This is a genomic window from Microbulbifer maximicatervae (SeqCode) (genome assembly GCF_056232625.1).
Genome location: NZ_CP174324.1, coordinates 294,186 through 310,398 on the forward strand (window position 1 = coordinate 294,186; position 16,213 = coordinate 310,398).

A 16,213-nucleotide genomic window follows, 5' to 3' on the forward strand; every position below is an offset into this window, starting at 1 on the left:
CATGCGGTCTTTGGTAGGGATCGCCACTGAGAACAAAGGATAAACAATGCCCGTTGTTACTCTCCCCGATGGTTCCCGTCGAGAATTTTCTGCTCCGGTTTCCGTACACGATGTAGCCGCTGATATCGGCCCAGGTTTGGCAAAAGCCGCACTTGCTGGCGTTGTAGACGGCAAGGAAGTCGATACCAGTTACGTTATTGATACCGACGTAAATCTGGCAATTATTACTGATCGTCAGCCCGAAGGCCTGGAAGTGATCCGTCACTCCACGGCGCACTTGCTGGCACAAGCAGTTAAACAGCTGTACCCCACAGCCCAGGTCACCATTGGCCCGGTTATCGAAAACGGCTTCTATTACGATTTCGCCTACGAGCGCCAGTTTACGCCGGAAGATCTCGAGAAGATCGAAGAGCGTATGGAAGTGCTGGCCAAAGAAGACATCACTGTCAGTCGCCGCCTGATGCCGCGCAAAGAAGCGGTTAAGTACTTTCGCGAAATGGGGGAAGAGTACAAGGCTGAGATTATCGACAGTATCCCCAGCGATGAAGATATTTCTCTCTACCGCCAGGGCGACTTTGAAGACTTGTGTCGCGGTCCCCACGTGCCCTCCACCGGCAGGTTGAAAGCGTTCAAACTGACCAAAGTGGCCGGTGCCTACTGGCGTGGCGATTCCAACAATGAAATGTTGACCCGTGTTTACGGCACTGCCTGGGCCAACAAAAAAGAATTGAAAGCTTACCTGCGTCGTATCGAAGAGGCAGAAAAGCGCGATCACCGCAAGTTGGCGAAGAAATTTGACCTTTTCCATATCCAGGAAGAGGCGCCCGGCATGGTGTTCTGGCACCCGAACGGCTGGACCATTTACAGCACTATCGAGCAGTACATGCGTCGCCGCCAGCGCGAATTCGGCTACAAAGAAATCAAGACTCCGCAGCTGGTAGATTTCAGCCTGTGGCGCAAATCCGGTCACGCCGATAAGTTCGGCGATGACATGTTCACTCTGACCAGTGAAGAGCGTCAGTTCGCCATTAAGCCGATGAACTGCCCTTGTCACGTACAGGTATTCAATCAGGGCCTGCGCAGCTACCGCGACCTGCCGTTGCGTCTGGCGGAGTTTGGCTCCTGTCACCGCAGCGAGCCTTCCGGTTCCCTGCATGGCCTGATGCGCGTGCGCGGCTTTGTGCAGGATGATGGCCATATCTTCTGTAGCGAAGACCAGATCCAGTCAGAAGTTTCTGACTTTATGGATCTGCTGCACTCCGTTTATAAGGATTTCGGCTTCCAGGATGTTATCTACCGTCTCTCCACTCGCCCGGAGAAGCGCGTAGGTTCCGATGAGAGCTGGGATAAGGCTGAAAAAGCCCTGGCCGACGCACTGGATGCCGCTGGCCTGCCGTGGGAAGAGCTGCCGGGCGAAGGCGCCTTCTACGGACCGAAGATCGAATTCTCCCTGAAAGACTGTCTCGGCCGCGTATGGCAGTGCGGTACCATTCAGGTGGATTTCTCCATGCCGGGCCGCCTGGATGCCCAATTTGTGGCAGAAGATGGCTCGCGCCAGTCCCCGGTAATGCTGCACCGCGCAGCCCTGGGTTCCTTCGAGCGCTTTATCGGAATCCTGATCGAGCACTACGAAGGCGCGTTCCCCACCTGGCTCGCGCCGCAGCAGGTGGCGATCATGAATATCACCGATCGCCAGGCTGAATATTGTCGCAATTTGCAAGATCGTTTGGGTGAGCTGCAATACCGCGCCACAGCTGACTTGAGAAACGAGAAGATCGGCTTTAAAATCCGCGAGCACACGCTTCAGCGTGTTCCTTATCTATTGGTAATTGGCGATAAGGAAGTAGAAAGTCAAACCGTGGCAGTACGTACCCGTAGCGGTGAAGATCTTGGTACAATGACGTATGAGTCATTCCTCGAGATCCTCGAGCAAGACGTGAATCGTCGCGGTCGTTTGACAGAAGATAATGCATAACAACTTGGCAACTGGGAGACCATAGCTATTAAACGAGACACTAAGGGACGGTCCAAAAAGGCCCGCATAAACGATCAGATTGAAGCGTCAGAACTCCGCCTGATAGGCGCTGATGGCGAACAGGTAGGCATTGTCTCCCTGGATGAAGCGCTGGAAGCTGCACAGAAAGCTAGCTTGGATCTCGTTGAAATTGCCTCGGACTCCACGCCGATAGTCTGTAAGATCATGGACTACGGCAAGCACGTATTCGAAGCTAAAAAAGCTAAGAATGCCGCCAAGAAGAAGCAGAAGCAGCAGCAGATCAAGGAAATGAAATTCCGCCCGGGCACCGATGTCGGTGACTACCAGATCAAGCTGCGCAACCTGGCCCGCTTCCTGGAAGCGGGTGACAAGGCCAAAGTATCCCTGCGTTTCCGTGGCCGCGAAATGGCTCACCAAGAGCTGGGCATGGAAATGATGCAGCGCATCGAAAAGGACCTTGAAGAGCTGGGCACCGTAGAGCAGCGACCGAAAATGGAAGGTCGTCAAATGCTGATGGTGATTGCTCCGCTCAAAAAGAAAAAGTGAGGTCTGGGGAAGTCATTCCCGGGATCTCCTTTGAGAAGTGGTTGGGCGACGGCTGCCTCCCCACTCTCGCAGTGCCGGTAACTTCGGTTGTCGGCAGTTACTAAAGGTGCCTGTTTTTCAGGCGAATATTAACTTTGGAGTACAAAATGCCGAAAGCAAAGACTCACAGTGGCGCTGCCAAGCGCTTCAAGAAGACGGCTGCGGGCTACAAGCACAAGCACGCTAACAAGAGCCACATCCTCACCAAGATGACCACCAAGCGCAAGCGTCAGCTGCGTGGCACTCAGACTATGAACAAGTCTGATGCTGGACTGGTCGATCGTATGCTGCGCGCCAAGTAATTGGCCCAAATCGCAAAGGTTTAAGAGGATAGAAGTATGGCCCGTGTAAAACGTGGTGTAGAGGCGCGTCGTCGTCACAAGAAGATTCTGAAGCAGGCTAAAGGTTACTACGGTGCGCGTTCACGCGTATTCCGCGTTGCCAAGCAGGCAGTAATTAAAGCTGGTCAGTACGCATACCGTGACCGTCGCGTTAAAAAGCGTAACTTCCGCGCTCTGTGGATTACTCGTATTAACGCCCAGTCCCGTGCTGAAGGCCTGAGCTACAGCCGCCTGATCGCAGGTCTGAAAAAAGCGGACATCGCACTGGATCGCCGTGTACTGGCTGATCTGGCTGTTTACGATAAAGTCGCTTTTGCTGCCGTAGTTGAAAAAGCTAAGGCAGCCCTGGCAGCGTAAGCTGTCATTTCAGTTGTAAAACTGAATACTCAAAATAGGGAAGGGCTGTAGTGGCCCTTCCCTATTTTTTTATGGAGTTTCCGCTATTTTTTACCGGTGGCGGTGCCTGGGGAAATTCCCTCCGGTACAGAAAGTACCGGCCGAACAAAGCAGAAAAAATTAATCGAAGTTGGATTCAAACGGGAACAGTTCGATGCAAGATTTGCAGTCCCTCACCGAGCAGGCTATGGAGCTGGTGGAGAAGGCCGATGGCCTCGCCGCACTGGATCAGGTGCGTGTTGATTACCTGGGCAAAAAGGGCCAGCTGACGGCACTGCTGAAAGGCCTTGGCAAGCTGTCGGCTGAGGAGCGTCCGGCGGCAGGTGCCAAGATCAACGAAGCCAAGCAGCAGGTTCAGGAAAAAATTAACGCGCGCCGCAATATGCTGGAGCAGGCCGCCATCAACGCGAAGTTGGCCGAAGAGACCATTGATGTCACTCTGCCGGGGCGAGGTGAAGAGCAGGGCAATGCCCACCCCATTACGCGCACCTTAAAGCGCGTGGAAGAATTCTTTGCGAGCATTGGCTTCTCTGTTGAGAACGGCCCGGAAGTCGAACAGGACTACTACAACTTCGAAGCGTTGAATATTCCCGCGCACCACCCCGCGCGCGCGATGCACGACACCTTCTACGTGGACCCCACCACCGTACTGAGAACCCACACCTCCTCAGTGCAGATCCGCACCATGGAGAAAAAATCTCCACCGCTGCGTATTATCTGCCCGGGCCGCGTATACCGCTGCGACTCCGATGTCACCCACTCGCCCATGTTCCACCAGGTAGAAGGCCTGGTAATCGGCGAGAACATCAGCTTCGCCCACCTGAAAGGCACTATCGACCAATTCCTGCGCGCCTTCTTCGAAGCGGAAGTACCGGTGCGTTTCCGTCCGTCTTACTTCCCGTTCACCGAGCCTTCCGCAGAAGCGGACATCCAGTGTACCGCCTGTTCCGGTGAAGGCTGCCGCGTATGTTCCGGCACCGGCTGGCTGGAAATTCTCGGCTGCGGCATGGTGCACCCGAACGTCTTCGCCGCCTGCGATATCGACAGCGAAAAATACTCCGGCTTTGCCTTCGGTATCGGTATCGAGCGCCTCGCCATGCTGCGCTACGGCGTCAACGACCTGCGCTTGTTCTTCGATAACGATCTGCGCTTCTTGAAACAGTTCTAGGCCAAGTGACAGCGCGAATGGCAATGGCTCTTCGCAACAGCAGTCGAATTGTGGAGGCCTGGGAGGCGAAATAGCCCCAGGCGAAATGCGCACCAAGTTGCGCTGACGGAATACAGAAAGAGATCAACTATGAAAATCAGCAACTCCTGGTTGCGGGAATGGGTAAACCCGGAACTCACCACGCAGGAACTGGCCGATCAAATCACCATGGCCGGCCTGGAAGTGGACGGAATAGAAAAAGTTGCGGGCGATTTCTCCGGAGTGGTTGTCGGTGAGATTGTCGCCTGTGAGCAGCACCCGGATGCGGACAAGCTGCGCGTGTGTAGAGTCGCAGGCCACCCCGACGGTGAAATGCAGGTTGTGTGCGGTGCTCCCAATGCGCGCACCGGAATCAAAATTCCTTTTGCCCTGGTAGGCGCCAAGCTGCCGGGCGATTTTAAAATCAAGAAAGCCAAGCTCCGTGGTGTAGAGAGCTTCGGTATGCTCTGCGCACAGACCGAACTGGAACTGGGCGAAGACAATGACGGTATCTGGGAACTGCCAGAAGACGCACCCACCGGTACGGATCTGCGCGAATACTTGCAGCTGGATGATGAGACCATCGAAGTGGATCTCACCCCGAACCGTTCCGACTGCCTCGGTGTTGCCGGTATTGCTCGCGAAGTGGGTGTATTGAATCGCTGCGCCGTTCAGGGCCCGGAAGTTGCTTCGGTACCCCAGCAGATCGACGAGAGCATGCCCGTATCCTTGCTGGCCGAAGCCGCCTGCCCGCGCTACGTAGGTCGTGTGATTCGCAATATCGATATCAAAGCGGTAACACCTCTGTGGATGCAAGAGCGCCTGCGTCGCAGCGGCCTGCGCAGTATCGACCCGGTAGTAGACGTAACCAACTACGTTCTGCTGGAACTGGGCCAACCCATGCACGCCTTCGACCTGGAGAAACTCTCCGGCGGCATCAAAGTGCGTATGGCAGAAGCCGGTGAAGAGCTGACCCTGCTGGACGGCCAGGAAGTCAAACTGAAAGAGGGCACCCTGGTAATTGCCGATGAGGAAAAACCTCTGGCGATGGCCGGCATAATGGGTGGCCTGGATTCCTCCGTTACCGCAGGCACACAGCATATCTTCCTGGAGAGCGCCTTCTTTAGCCCGCTGGCCATTGCCGGCAAGGCCCGCTCCTACGGCCTGCACACCGACTCCTCCCACCGTTTCGAACGCGGCGTGGATTACCACCTGCAAGAAAAAGCGGTAGAGCGCGCCACCCAGCTGCTGCTGGATATCGTCGGCGGTGAACCCGGCCCGGTACACGTGCGCGAGCTGACTGAAATTATGCCCGCCGAGCGCCACATCACCCTGCGCCGTGCCAAGGTCGAGCTAGGCCTGGGCATCAAGCTGGCCGATGACGAAATCGTCGATATCCTCACCCGCCTGGGCCTGGAAAAAATCGACCAGAACGACGAAGGCTGGACCTTCCTCGCTCCCAGCTTCCGTTTCGATGTCGCCATCGAAGCAGACCTGCTGGAAGAGCTGGCCCGTGTATACGGCTACAACCGTATCCCCAGCGAAAGCTTTACTGCCGAACTGGAAATCGCTCCGCGCCCAGAGAGCACCATTGCCCAGGACAACCTGGAGCAAACCCTGTTGAGCCGCGGTTACTACGAAGCGATTACCTTCAGCTTTATCGATAGCGACAGCGCCGCGCTGTTTGATCCGGAAGCCGACCCGGTGGCCCTGCAAAACCCGATCAGCGCTGAGCTGGCGGTTATGCGCACCACCTTGCTGCCGGGCCTGTGCAAAGCGTTGCAGTACAACCTGAACCGCCAGCAAAACCGCGTGCGCCTGTTTGAAACTGGGCTGCGCTTTGTGCCGGGTGCCGAATTGCACCAGGAGCAAATGATTGCCGGTCTCGCTTACGGTAGCCGCTACGCAGAAAACTGGACTGGCAGCAAAGATGCCGTGGACTTCTTCGACGTGAAAGCCGATGTAGAAGCCCTGTTGGCTCGCACCGGTGTAGCCGATGAGTTCCGCTTTGTCGCTGGCCAGCACCCCGCGCTGCACCCCGGCCAAACCGCCAAGATTATGCGCGGCGACCGCGAAGTAGGGGTTATCGGAGCCCTGCACCCGCAGTTGCAGAAGAAGTTGGACCTGTCCAAGCCCGCGTTCGTATTTGAACTGAGCCTGGAAGCGATCGGCGAGGGCAAAACCCCCGCTTTCCGTCCGCTGTCCAAGTTCCCGGAAGTGCGTCGCGATCTGGCCCTGTTGATTGACGCAGAGGTTCCTGCCGCCAGCCTGGTGGAAACTGCTGTCGAAGTTGCAGGTGAAACCTTGACGGACCTCAAGATATTTGATGTCTACCAGGGCAAAGGTATTGATTTAAATAGAAAAAGTGTCGCTTTGGGGTTGACGTTTCAGCATTCGTCACGCACCCTTAATGACGACGAAATCAATGCCGCTGTAGATGCGGTGGTCGGAAAACTAGAAGAAAAATATAACGCTAGTCTGCGCTAGTAGAGCATGATGCTCTCGGGTGCAGGCTGAATTGCACCCCGAGAGCGTCTGCTACCGGGTTGAAAGCCGCCGCGGTTTGGGCCGCTTCCGATCTGGAGTCGACGCCTCTGAATCAATTGGTAGGATCCAATGACAGAGGCACTGACCAAGGCCGGGCTCGCCGAGAAACTGTACGAAGAGCTGGGCTTTAACAAGCGCGAAGCGAAAGAGATCGTCGAATATTTCTTCGAGGAGATCCGCAATGCGTTGGAAAGTAACGAGCAGGTCAAGCTCTCCGGCTTTGGCAATTTCGACCTGCGCGATAAAAGCCAGCGTCCCGGTCGCAATCCCAAGACCGGCGAGGAAATCCCCATCTCGGCCCGCAGGGTAGTCACTTTTAAACCCGGGCAAAAACTCAAGACACGAGTAGAAGAGCATGCTGGAACCGAGCAATAACGCTCAGCTGCCTGCAATCCCCGGTAAGCGCTATTTCACCATTGGTGAAGTGAGTGAACTGTGCGCCGTTAAACCCCATGTCCTGCGTTACTGGGAGCAGGAATTCCCCCAGCTGAAACCCGTCAAACGTCGCGGCAACCGCCGTTACTACCAGCACCAAGATGTCATCATGATCCGCCAGATTCGTGCGCTCCTGTACGAAGAGGGCTATACCATTGGTGGAGCCCGCCAGCAGATCGAAACCGGTAGCGAGCGGGCAGAGGTGGTACAGCTACAGCAAGTACTACCCGAAGTGATCGCAGAACTAAAGGACGTGGTGGCCCTGCTGGAAGGGAAAAATAATTTATAAAAAACTGTAAACCTGGGCTTGCAATCCAGCCGCACTCAGGTATGATTCACGCCACATCGAGACACGATGTCTTTAAAAATCAATCACTTAGCGAAGTGAACGATTTTTAAAAATCGGAGCGTAGCGCAGCCTGGTAGCGCACCACACTGGGGGTGTGGTGGTCGTCGGTTCAAATCCGGCCGCTCCGACCATTTTCTCTATATATTCCATATAGTTACAATCCCTGCATTTTAGGGCTTTGTGATTTTCTCGATTTGTATCACAAATATATCTCAATTGACGCTTTTTCACGGATTTGATACAAAGCTTTCTCTCCCAACTTAAGCATCCTCTCGATACACCCGTCCTAGCTCAATAATTCCAGATCAATTAATATCACCTAATAGCTGTGTGGTTTCAGTTTATTTATTTCTTATGGAGTACTTATGTCAGGGAAAATTGAGTTTTACCAAGGTAAAGATGATCTAGTTAAAGAGCTTGATATTGATGACTCACTTGATTGTCTAAAATCAAAAATTTCAGATCTATCAAATATAAAAAACTTACATTTTCTTATGGGTGCTGGGGTCAGCTCTGACTGTATTCCAAATATGGCAATGCTGGTCGCTAACGTAGAAGAAGCATTACAAGGTGAGGCTCTTGTAAAAGAAAAAGAGCTATATGAGACCATCAAGGCGAATGTTGGTGCAAACCTGGAATCTATATTGGGAACCCTCTATTCTCATTTAGCTTATCTGGAAGGCACTGGCAATAATGATGGAGGAGATAAAACAAGGGTTCTCATTGAGCAAATTGAGTCTGTCATATATAGGTCAATTAATATCGATTTAGCAGGAGAAAAAGCCAATCAGTCACTAGAGCTTTACAAGGAGTTCTACAGCAAATTATCACTTAGGCAGAAAGACCTAGCGCGGGTTAATGTTTTCACTACCAATAATGATCTGCTCAGTGAGACGTCATTAGATTATCTCAATATTAATTATAATAATGGTTTTGGCGGCGGCCTAACCAAGCATTTCAACCCTGCAAGATTTAGCTATACATACTCAAGGAAGATTGACAGTAATTTGGAGAAGTATGAGCCACTAGAAAACCTCGTATATCTGTACAAGCTTCATGGGTCGATAAATTGGTTAGAGAGTGAAGATAACTCTTTTTTCAGAGTTAGGGAGGTTGAGCAACCTGAATCTACAAAACCGACAAACAGGGTGCTAATTTACCCGACACCACTTAAGCAAAATAAAAGTTTAGGGACACCATATACAGAGTTAATACGCGAGTTTCAGCAGAAGCTATTGCTAAAGAACAGTGTTCTTTTTGTTATGGGCTACAGCTTCAGTGATGAACACATAAATAATGCTATTTATCAGGCGCTAGCATCAAATGCGGCCCTGACAATCTTCGTTTTTGGTAATTACCCCGATTGCCAGCTATCTAAAGTTCAGGACAAAAGAATATACAGAACATTTGGGGAAATAGCAGAAAACGAAGAGGTAAAAACAGAGAAAATTCACTACTTCGAATATATAGTGAAAAATCTGCTTCCAGATCTAAACAAAGACAAGGATTCTGAATTTCTCAAACAATTCACTGACAGTATTCAACAGATTGCAGATAGGGGGAATAACCAATGATAATTGGTAAAATTACTTCTGTTGATTACGATAAATTCAGGGTAAAAGTTCTACCAGAGATACGGTCAAGCTCCGTCAACATTGCGGGTGACATGTATTATTTTGGAAACATTGGAAGTTATCTGAAAGTAAAAAATGCCCTTGGCGAAGAAATTGTTAGTGAAGTGGTCTCCATATTCGATTCCGATCAAAGTAAAGATCAATCATCATTTGATATAGATGGAATCAGAGAACTACTTTTGAAGCCTGTTGGAACGATAAATTCAAAATCGAAATTTCAACTTGGAATCGGAATTTACCCAAGTATATATAGCGACGTTTCGATAGTTACCAATGATGATATGCGGGTTATTCTGGACAGTAGCTCTGAAACCTATTCCGAGAAGGTTCATTCTGACTTTTATATTGGAACAAGCAAGAACCTAATAAACTATCCCATAAATATTGGAATAAATAATTTTTTTAATATTCATACTGCCATTCTCGGTAACTCTGGCAGCGGAAAATCCAACACAATCTCCCATATTCTGCAAGAGATTCATAAAAAAGAAGAGCGCTCCGCGTCAGGCTCAAGAATATTGATCTTTGATGTGAATGGGGAGTATAAGTATGCATTCCCAAAATCGAAGAATAGTGATCTTGATATAAAGTACTATAAGCCAAATATAAGTGTTGATATTGATGGTTTTAAACCATTCTCATTGCCTCATTTTCTTCTGAATATAGATGAATGGTCTGGCTTCCTAATCGCTTCTGAAGCAACTCAAAAACCCTTTTGGGATAAGGTTCTACAAGAAAGCTATAGGTTTTATAGAATAATCTCTGACGATCCTCAGGAGCAAGAGAGGTTTGCACATTACTTCTTAAATAAGCTTTGCTGTATTGTATATAGTATCTTGGATCAAGCCGATTCCGATACTGCAAGTATTACTGCTGCATCAAGCATACTGTCAAGCATTGAAGGAATCATAAATTCAGATATCAATCTCAGAAATGCATGCAATCAAACAAGTATTAGCAACACCATAAATACCTTCAGGGGAAATCTTGGGCTTAATTTTGGAAACAACAATGGGGCCTTAAGAGATGCAGTAGATCAAGCATCAAAAGATATTGATTTCAATCGTGTTATAGAAGTTGAAAACTATAAACTGCCCCATGGAAATTATTTCGATTATAGATTTCTGGAGTTGTCTGCCAGACTGACCCTTCTGGAAGAGGATGCCAAAGGTAACAGAAGAATAAGAGAGTACACATCGACCCTACTATCCAGACTTGATTATTTTTTATATAACTCCGACTGTGAATTTATGAGAACGAATCATATGGGGGGTAGGGATGCAGCATCATATCTAAATAATTTGTGGGATTTCGAAGGAGACAATCACAAAACCCAAATGGTAATTATTGATACGAGCGAGCTTCCTCCTGATGCATTGGAAACACTTACATCTGTAGTCTCTAGGGTGATCTTTAGCGACAGAAAATCTATCTCAGGAGAAAAAAGGAGAGAGAAGCCTATACACCTAATTCTTGATGAAGCTCATCGATACATACATAAAGATCAGAATTACATTCTCAATGAAAATATATTTGAAAGGATAGCGAGAGAAGGACGGAAATATTCACTTTACTTGATGGTTTCTTCGCAACGTCCATCCGAGCTGTCCCAGACAGTATTATCTCAGTGCTCTAATTTTATCATTCATAGAATTCAGAACGAACTGGATATGAGATACATTCATTCTATCCTGCCATTCTTCTCAGACGATTTTACTTTAAAGATAAAGCAATCCACGCCCGGTGAATGTCTAATATTTGGCAACTGTGTATCCATGCCCTTGCACGTCAAAATAGCAAAGGCCAATCCAGAACCAAATAGTAAGAACTGTGATATTGCCAAAGAATGGTTTAAAGAGAAGCCTCAAGCGGCGGTGCCACCTCCACCGATAGTACCTCCGCCAACTCCAGTCCCTGAGCAGTTCTAGGTGAATTGATTAGGCTGGGACAAGTTACCCGTAAATCGATACACGGTTAGAATCCAGGACACCCATAATTTGAAAGAATAGCTTTGAAGTCGTGTATTTCATCTTTTCTGGGCTTGCTAGCAGTCAGGAGGTAGGTATCAGGCTAGGTTTAGTCGCACCCTCCCCTTGGTTGATTATAATTTGATCATGCGAGGCGATAGCGGTACGGTTAGCTCGATTATTAGTGATTTGTAATTGCTTTAGGTGCTACTAGAGAGATAGATTTCACAGTCGTGCAGGCCATGTACCCAACGTTTATGTTGCTGGGTACATGCTTCTCTGACTTTTTCAACTGCGCCGACTAGACGCTTGAAGCGGCTTTCAAAGTTGCGATTCAGGCAGAGCCAGTGCTTCGGTGAAATGCCAGCCTTTGCAATACAGGTGGGGTATTGGTAGCAATAGCGCCGCGTTTTCTCGGGTCTAGATGTCGTCCGCTCCAGTCGACCAACTCCAGATAGTGATCCAACAGAAAGGGCAGCATGCTTTGCGTTCACCCCCGAGCATCGATAATAGATTGTCGGGCTGTTTACCATTAGCCACTGCGTTAACTCGCTGCCGGATCGAAGTGAAATTCGACTCCTCCGGAGTTTTGACTATTTTGGCTCGGATAGAATTTAAATCCACCCAGCCTGATAGAGTGCGCTTATCCACGAAAGCTTGAGATTTGAATGCTCACCTTCCCAAAGTGGCGACCCTACCTCTCCTCATAGCAGTTAGATGGAAGTTTGTTATGAGGCTCTACTCACTATGATATTTGTCATAGCCCTCTGACCACTCTAGTAGAGGACAAATCCAGGGACAAATCCAGGACACCCAAAGATTGGGGGAGAAGTGTCCGTTACATGGCAAGCACCAGCTTTGGTGGTTCTTCCTCTCTGATTTAGGGGTAAGGGGGGTGGAATACAGGGGGGGTTGTGTTCAGTCTGTAGGTAGCGCAATTTTTGGATATAAAACCGGCAATCGTGCTATCGAATGTCTGGAGTAGGGCTAGATTAGTGGGGGGTAGCTGAGAGGAAGCGCCGGCAGTCACCAATACCGTGTACCCAGCGTTTATTGAGCTGGCTACAGGCTTGCTGTACCACCTTCACTGATCCTACCAAGCCTTTAAAGCGACTTTCAAAATTTCGGTTGAGATAGAGCCAGTGCTTGGGTGAGATACCAAGCCGCTCCAGGATGGGAGGTGTGTTTTCGGCAATACAGCCTCGTTTTCTGGGATCTAAATGTCGGCCACTCCAGTCTACTAGCTCCAAATAGTGATCCAGCTGAAAAGGTAGCCCTTTCGGCATACTCAAACGCTCACCGCCGACAAACGGAAGTAGACTTTTGGGCTGCTTGCCTGAGACTGCGGCACGAATACGCTGTTGAATCGAAGTGTAATCGGAGTCTTCAGGGGTCTTGGCAATATTGGCACGGATCGGGTTGAGGTCTACATAGGCCATGCAGGCAGCAAGGGCTCTTTCATCTAGTAAGGCTTGGGACTTAAAACGGCCCTCCCAAAAGCGGCCTGTACAGTTGTCCTCAGCGTTGGCCTGGCGAGCGATAGATTCGTTTAAGCAGCGCATAAACCAGCTGATATCCATTAGACGCTCCCGCCATAGAGAAACGACTTCTTTTAGCCTAGTTACCTCACAGTGATCGAGGGTATCGCCCTGAAGATAGCGCTGAGCCAAGCTGGAAGCTTTGAACAGTTTTTGCCAGCGAGTAATTACCTCTTTGAGAGACCACTTGCTAGCAGCTTCTCTGTCGATATAGAGCACTATATGGTAGTGATTACTCATTACTGCATAGGCGGCAATATCTAACGCAAACACCTCGGCCAATTTATACATACGGCTTTCAATCCACTCGCGCCGATATTCGTAATCTTTTCCGGATTTACTATCTCTGCCACAGAGAAATGCACGGCGTACACAGCGGGAAACGCAGTGATAATAAGGTGTTGAATCCAGAGATATCTGGGTGCTTCGGGGTAGAGTCATCGGCGGCACGTGTATTGTATTGTATGAATATACAGTATCCTGAAGGGTTTCATCCTTTTGTCAATAGGGCTGGCGGTTTATACTTTCTATTTGGTGGGTGTCCAGAAATACCCTTGAGACCTGAATGCCCCTCCCAAAAGTGGCGACCCTACCTCTCCTCATAGCAGTTAGGCGGAAGTTTGTTATAAAACTCTACTCACTATGGTATTTGCCATAGCCCTCTGACCACTCTTGCTGATAGCCTTGCTTTTTGAAGTAACCTCTAAATATATGAAGTGCTTTTTCTAGCCAAGACTGAATATCTGAAATACCCTCAATCATCTTGCAATCTTTTTCGTCATCAACCGCTTGATCCGTCATTTTCCAGAAAAAGTAAGCCAAAGACTCTGCCTCCTCTTTACTATCTAAATTGGAGTTTCCAGAAACAACCGATCGAGCGATTTCAGAGTTTAGTTGTTTCGCATAATACAGAACCAATGTCTTTGCTGGTTGATTATATTCATTGAAATTTATCATGCTTTATAGGTCTCTAGTGGCAAGTCACTCATTATGGCCACTCTTTAAGCTCATGGAGCTTTTCTATTTCGCTAGAATCGAGAGTGTTCCCTTGAAGATAGCGCTGAATTAGTACGGAAGTTCTTAAAAGCCCTCATCAGGGAGTAAGGATCTCGGTATCGGACCAAGTTTTGGCGGCTTCTGCGCTGATATAGAACACAATATAGTAGTGGTTGCTCACCACAGCATAGGCTGCAACATCGAACGCAAAGATGGCGACTAGCTTTTGCATTCTACCCTCAATACACTGATGCCGACTCTCAAAATCCTCTCCGGGTTGGGTATCTTTCCCACAAAGAAAGGCCCTGCGTATGTAACCAGAAGCGCAATGATTTACATTGGAGTCAAACTTACGAATGGAGATAGAAATACTCTTGAAATAGTTATCAATATGACTAGCTATTATTGATGGCTACCTATTAAGCGCATTTATAAAGGAGATAACTGCCATGCCATACAAAGAACTTGGAATGCTAAAAGATAGCGGTTTAAGTAAAGATACTTATAGTGGAGTTGTTGTGCCCTATATGAGTGAAGCTGAACGAGAAGAATATCAGGTTACGATACAAGATGGGCTTCTGTTTTGGCGCGGAGAGAGACTTAATACCAATCCTGGCGGATCTTGGGCATTCGTTATGGATAAGAATGGGCGTATCTTTTGTGGTAACAAAAATGGTGATATTCAGCACCATTCAGCATTTTTGTCGGGGCGACCAGTTGCTGCGGCTGGGCATATCTCGGTGGTAGGTGGAATAATAGAGCATATTAATAATTTCAGTGGCCACTATCAGCCCACTAGCGATTATATGGAGCAGTTTAAAGAAGAACTGGAAAAAAATAATGTTGACTTAAGTGAAACCGAAATGGATTTTGGGATTTCGTCAAAAACCTGTAAGTTGCGCTTAAAAAATTTTCAAGATCGTAATTATACAGGCAAATGGTATCAACGTTTTCGTGGTACTGTTGTTAAAGAGACTGTCGATGGGAGCGAGGATACTTATACCGGCCGTACACATATTCAAGGGCAAAGGTTAAGGCTTTATCCTGATGGCCCCAGATGGCAGTGGCTCTGATGTAAATAGCCATGAGAGCTTTCTGCAGACTCTTCATCTCTGACATACAGGCAGGGGAAGTGGAGTACCAGAATTTGGCGTTCAGGTTTTGGGAAGGCTGATTTGGGGTTAGGCCAGATTATAAGGAGCACTGAGAGGAAGCTGCCGGCAGTCAGCTACAGACTTTAAATTCTGCTTTCAAAATTCGGTTGCTACATAGCCAGTGGAGAGGTGAGATATCAAGTCTCTCGGATAGGAGGGGTGATTCTGAAAATACTACCTCGTTTTTAAGGATCTAAATACCGGCCACTCCAGTCACTGGCTCGAAATAGTGTTCCAATGGAAAGGGAAGTGCTTTAGGTTCTTTCAAGCGCTCACTACCAATAAATAAAGTAGAGTTTTGGGTTGCTCACTAGATACGACCGTGCGAATGCGCTGTTAAGTACAAGTGTAATCAGAGTCTTCAATATCTTGGCAATACTGGTAAGGATAGAGCTAAGCCAGGAATTTCAAAAGACCTCACCAGCGGCTACTTGTACGGTTGGTTTTAACCCAAAAGTAACCAAACAATAGCACTAATATCGGGAGGTGGCTTACAAAATGGTAACTCCACGCTGAACTCAATATTTATCCCTACAGCGAAATCCCGCTCTTCCAGTATTTAACAAAGGAGTGCGGATACGAGTATAAAACTAATGAACCAATTAAATCATTAGTGAACTTTCACATTCCCCGGTTTTGCCTTTAGTTAGCTATGTAATTGAGAATGTTGCTCTTTAATCTTTTAAGAAAAGCATGGAGTGCATTTCAATGTGAATTGAGTTTTCCAATGGTTGATTGAGATTTCCTCAACCGAAAACAACTAAAAATATAGGCGCGAAAATAATCTTATTGGAATTTATTCAGTTTGTTTAAATTTCAAAGCTGCGTAAAATCGATAGATATTTTTGGTATTTTGGCCGTAATTGAGCGAGCCAATTAAAAACGCTTCAGAATTTTAAAAGATTTTGGAAGCTTCGATAGATCCGAGAGTTTTCTAAAAGACCCATCCCTTTAAAGGAGAACGGTAGCGTGACGTAAGAGTAAGTAAAAGGCGCTGACCCAAGGTGCTAGGAACACCTGGGGCCAGCTGACCAAATTGATAAACCGACTATCAAAAGTCGAGTAGACCAAAGGAACTTCCCCTTCGAC

At 48.4% G+C, this 16,213-nt stretch carries 15 protein-coding genes and 1 tRNA gene; 12 read left to right on the forward strand and 4 right to left on the reverse strand.

The annotated features are described in order from the left end of the window. Positions 1-46: 46 nt before the first annotated feature. The 11 genes from thrS to ACJJI6_RS01340 all read left to right on the forward strand — a co-directional run bounded on the left by thrS (position 47) and on the right by ACJJI6_RS01340 (position 11,397). The gene (thrS, locus tag ACJJI6_RS01290) at positions 47-1,975 is read left to right on the forward strand and encodes a threonine--tRNA ligase (RefSeq protein WP_108733842.1); all 1,929 of its coding nucleotides are present in this window, start codon (positions 47-49) and stop codon (positions 1,973-1,975) included. 27 nt (positions 1,976-2,002) lie between these two features. Then, complete coding sequence (gene infC / locus ACJJI6_RS01295) at positions 2,003-2,542, forward strand: translation initiation factor IF-3 (protein WP_282934667.1); 540 nt, start codon at positions 2,003-2,005, stop codon at positions 2,540-2,542. 146 nt (positions 2,543-2,688) lie between these two features. Then, positions 2,689-2,883, forward strand: a complete 195-nt coding sequence (gene rpmI / locus ACJJI6_RS01300) for a 50S ribosomal protein L35 (RefSeq protein ID WP_020413351.1) — start codon at positions 2,689-2,691, stop codon at positions 2,881-2,883. Positions 2,884-2,919: 36 nt separating this feature from the next. Then, positions 2,920-3,279 carry a 50S ribosomal protein L20 gene (rplT, locus tag ACJJI6_RS01305; RefSeq protein ID WP_108733840.1) on the forward strand — a complete coding sequence of 120 codons (360 nt, stop codon included), beginning with the start codon at positions 2,920-2,922 and terminating at the stop codon, positions 3,277-3,279. A 193-nt stretch (positions 3,280-3,472) separates the two neighbouring features. Further along, a complete protein-coding gene (gene pheS / locus ACJJI6_RS01310; protein ID WP_108733839.1) occupies positions 3,473-4,486 on the forward strand; it encodes a phenylalanine--tRNA ligase subunit alpha in 1,014 nt (337 codons plus the stop codon). A gap of 129 nt (positions 4,487-4,615) precedes the next feature. Further along, a complete protein-coding gene (pheT, locus tag ACJJI6_RS01315) occupies positions 4,616-6,991 on the forward strand; it encodes a phenylalanine--tRNA ligase subunit beta (RefSeq protein ID WP_475712253.1) in 2,376 nt (791 codons plus the stop codon). 129 nt (positions 6,992-7,120) lie between these two features. Continuing rightward, entirely contained in the window at positions 7,121-7,426 is a 306-nt protein-coding gene (gene ihfA, locus ACJJI6_RS01320; RefSeq protein WP_108733837.1) for an integration host factor subunit alpha, read from the forward strand. Beyond that, a complete protein-coding gene (locus ACJJI6_RS01325; RefSeq protein ID WP_108733836.1) occupies positions 7,407-7,775 on the forward strand; it encodes a MerR family transcriptional regulator in 369 nt (122 codons plus the stop codon). The genes ihfA and ACJJI6_RS01325 overlap by 20 nt, the downstream gene beginning before the upstream one ends. 114 nt (positions 7,776-7,889) lie before the next feature. Continuing rightward, positions 7,890-7,966 (forward strand) — tRNA-Pro (locus ACJJI6_RS01330). A gap of 234 nt (positions 7,967-8,200) precedes the next feature. Continuing rightward, the gene (locus tag ACJJI6_RS01335) at positions 8,201-9,409 is read left to right on the forward strand and encodes an SIR2 family protein (RefSeq protein WP_475712254.1); all 1,209 of its coding nucleotides are present in this window, start codon (positions 8,201-8,203) and stop codon (positions 9,407-9,409) included. Beyond that, positions 9,406-11,397: an ATP-binding protein gene (locus tag ACJJI6_RS01340; RefSeq protein ID WP_475712255.1), complete on the forward strand. Its 1,992-nt coding sequence runs from the start codon at positions 9,406-9,408 to the stop codon at positions 11,395-11,397. Before ACJJI6_RS01335 ends, ACJJI6_RS01340 begins: the two co-directional genes overlap by 4 nt. 239 nt (positions 11,398-11,636) lie before the next feature. On the opposite strand, the gene ACJJI6_RS01345 is transcribed toward ACJJI6_RS01340, so the two are convergent. The 4 genes from ACJJI6_RS01345 to ACJJI6_RS01360 form a co-directional block, all read right to left on the reverse strand. Further along, the gene (locus ACJJI6_RS01345; protein WP_475712256.1) at positions 11,637-11,930 is read right to left on the reverse strand and encodes a hypothetical protein; all 294 of its coding nucleotides are present in this window, start codon (positions 11,928-11,930) and stop codon (positions 11,637-11,639) included. Between the two features lie 498 nt (positions 11,931-12,428). Further along, positions 12,429-13,415: a transposase gene (locus tag ACJJI6_RS01350; protein ID WP_475712257.1), complete on the reverse strand. Its 987-nt coding sequence runs from the start codon at positions 13,413-13,415 to the stop codon at positions 12,429-12,431. A gap of 192 nt (positions 13,416-13,607) precedes the next feature. Beyond that, a complete protein-coding gene (locus ACJJI6_RS01355) occupies positions 13,608-13,931 on the reverse strand; it encodes a hypothetical protein (RefSeq protein ID WP_413662658.1) in 324 nt (107 codons plus the stop codon). Positions 13,932-14,067: 136 nt separating this feature from the next. Continuing rightward, a complete protein-coding gene (locus tag ACJJI6_RS01360; RefSeq protein ID WP_444936263.1) occupies positions 14,068-14,202 on the reverse strand; it encodes a hypothetical protein in 135 nt (44 codons plus the stop codon). A gap of 217 nt (positions 14,203-14,419) precedes the next feature. Between ACJJI6_RS01360 and ACJJI6_RS01365 the strand changes: the two genes are divergently transcribed. Continuing rightward, complete coding sequence (locus ACJJI6_RS01365) at positions 14,420-15,043, forward strand: IQM protein middle domain-containing protein (protein WP_475712258.1); 624 nt, start codon at positions 14,420-14,422, stop codon at positions 15,041-15,043. Positions 15,044-16,213: the final 1,170 nt, after the last annotated feature.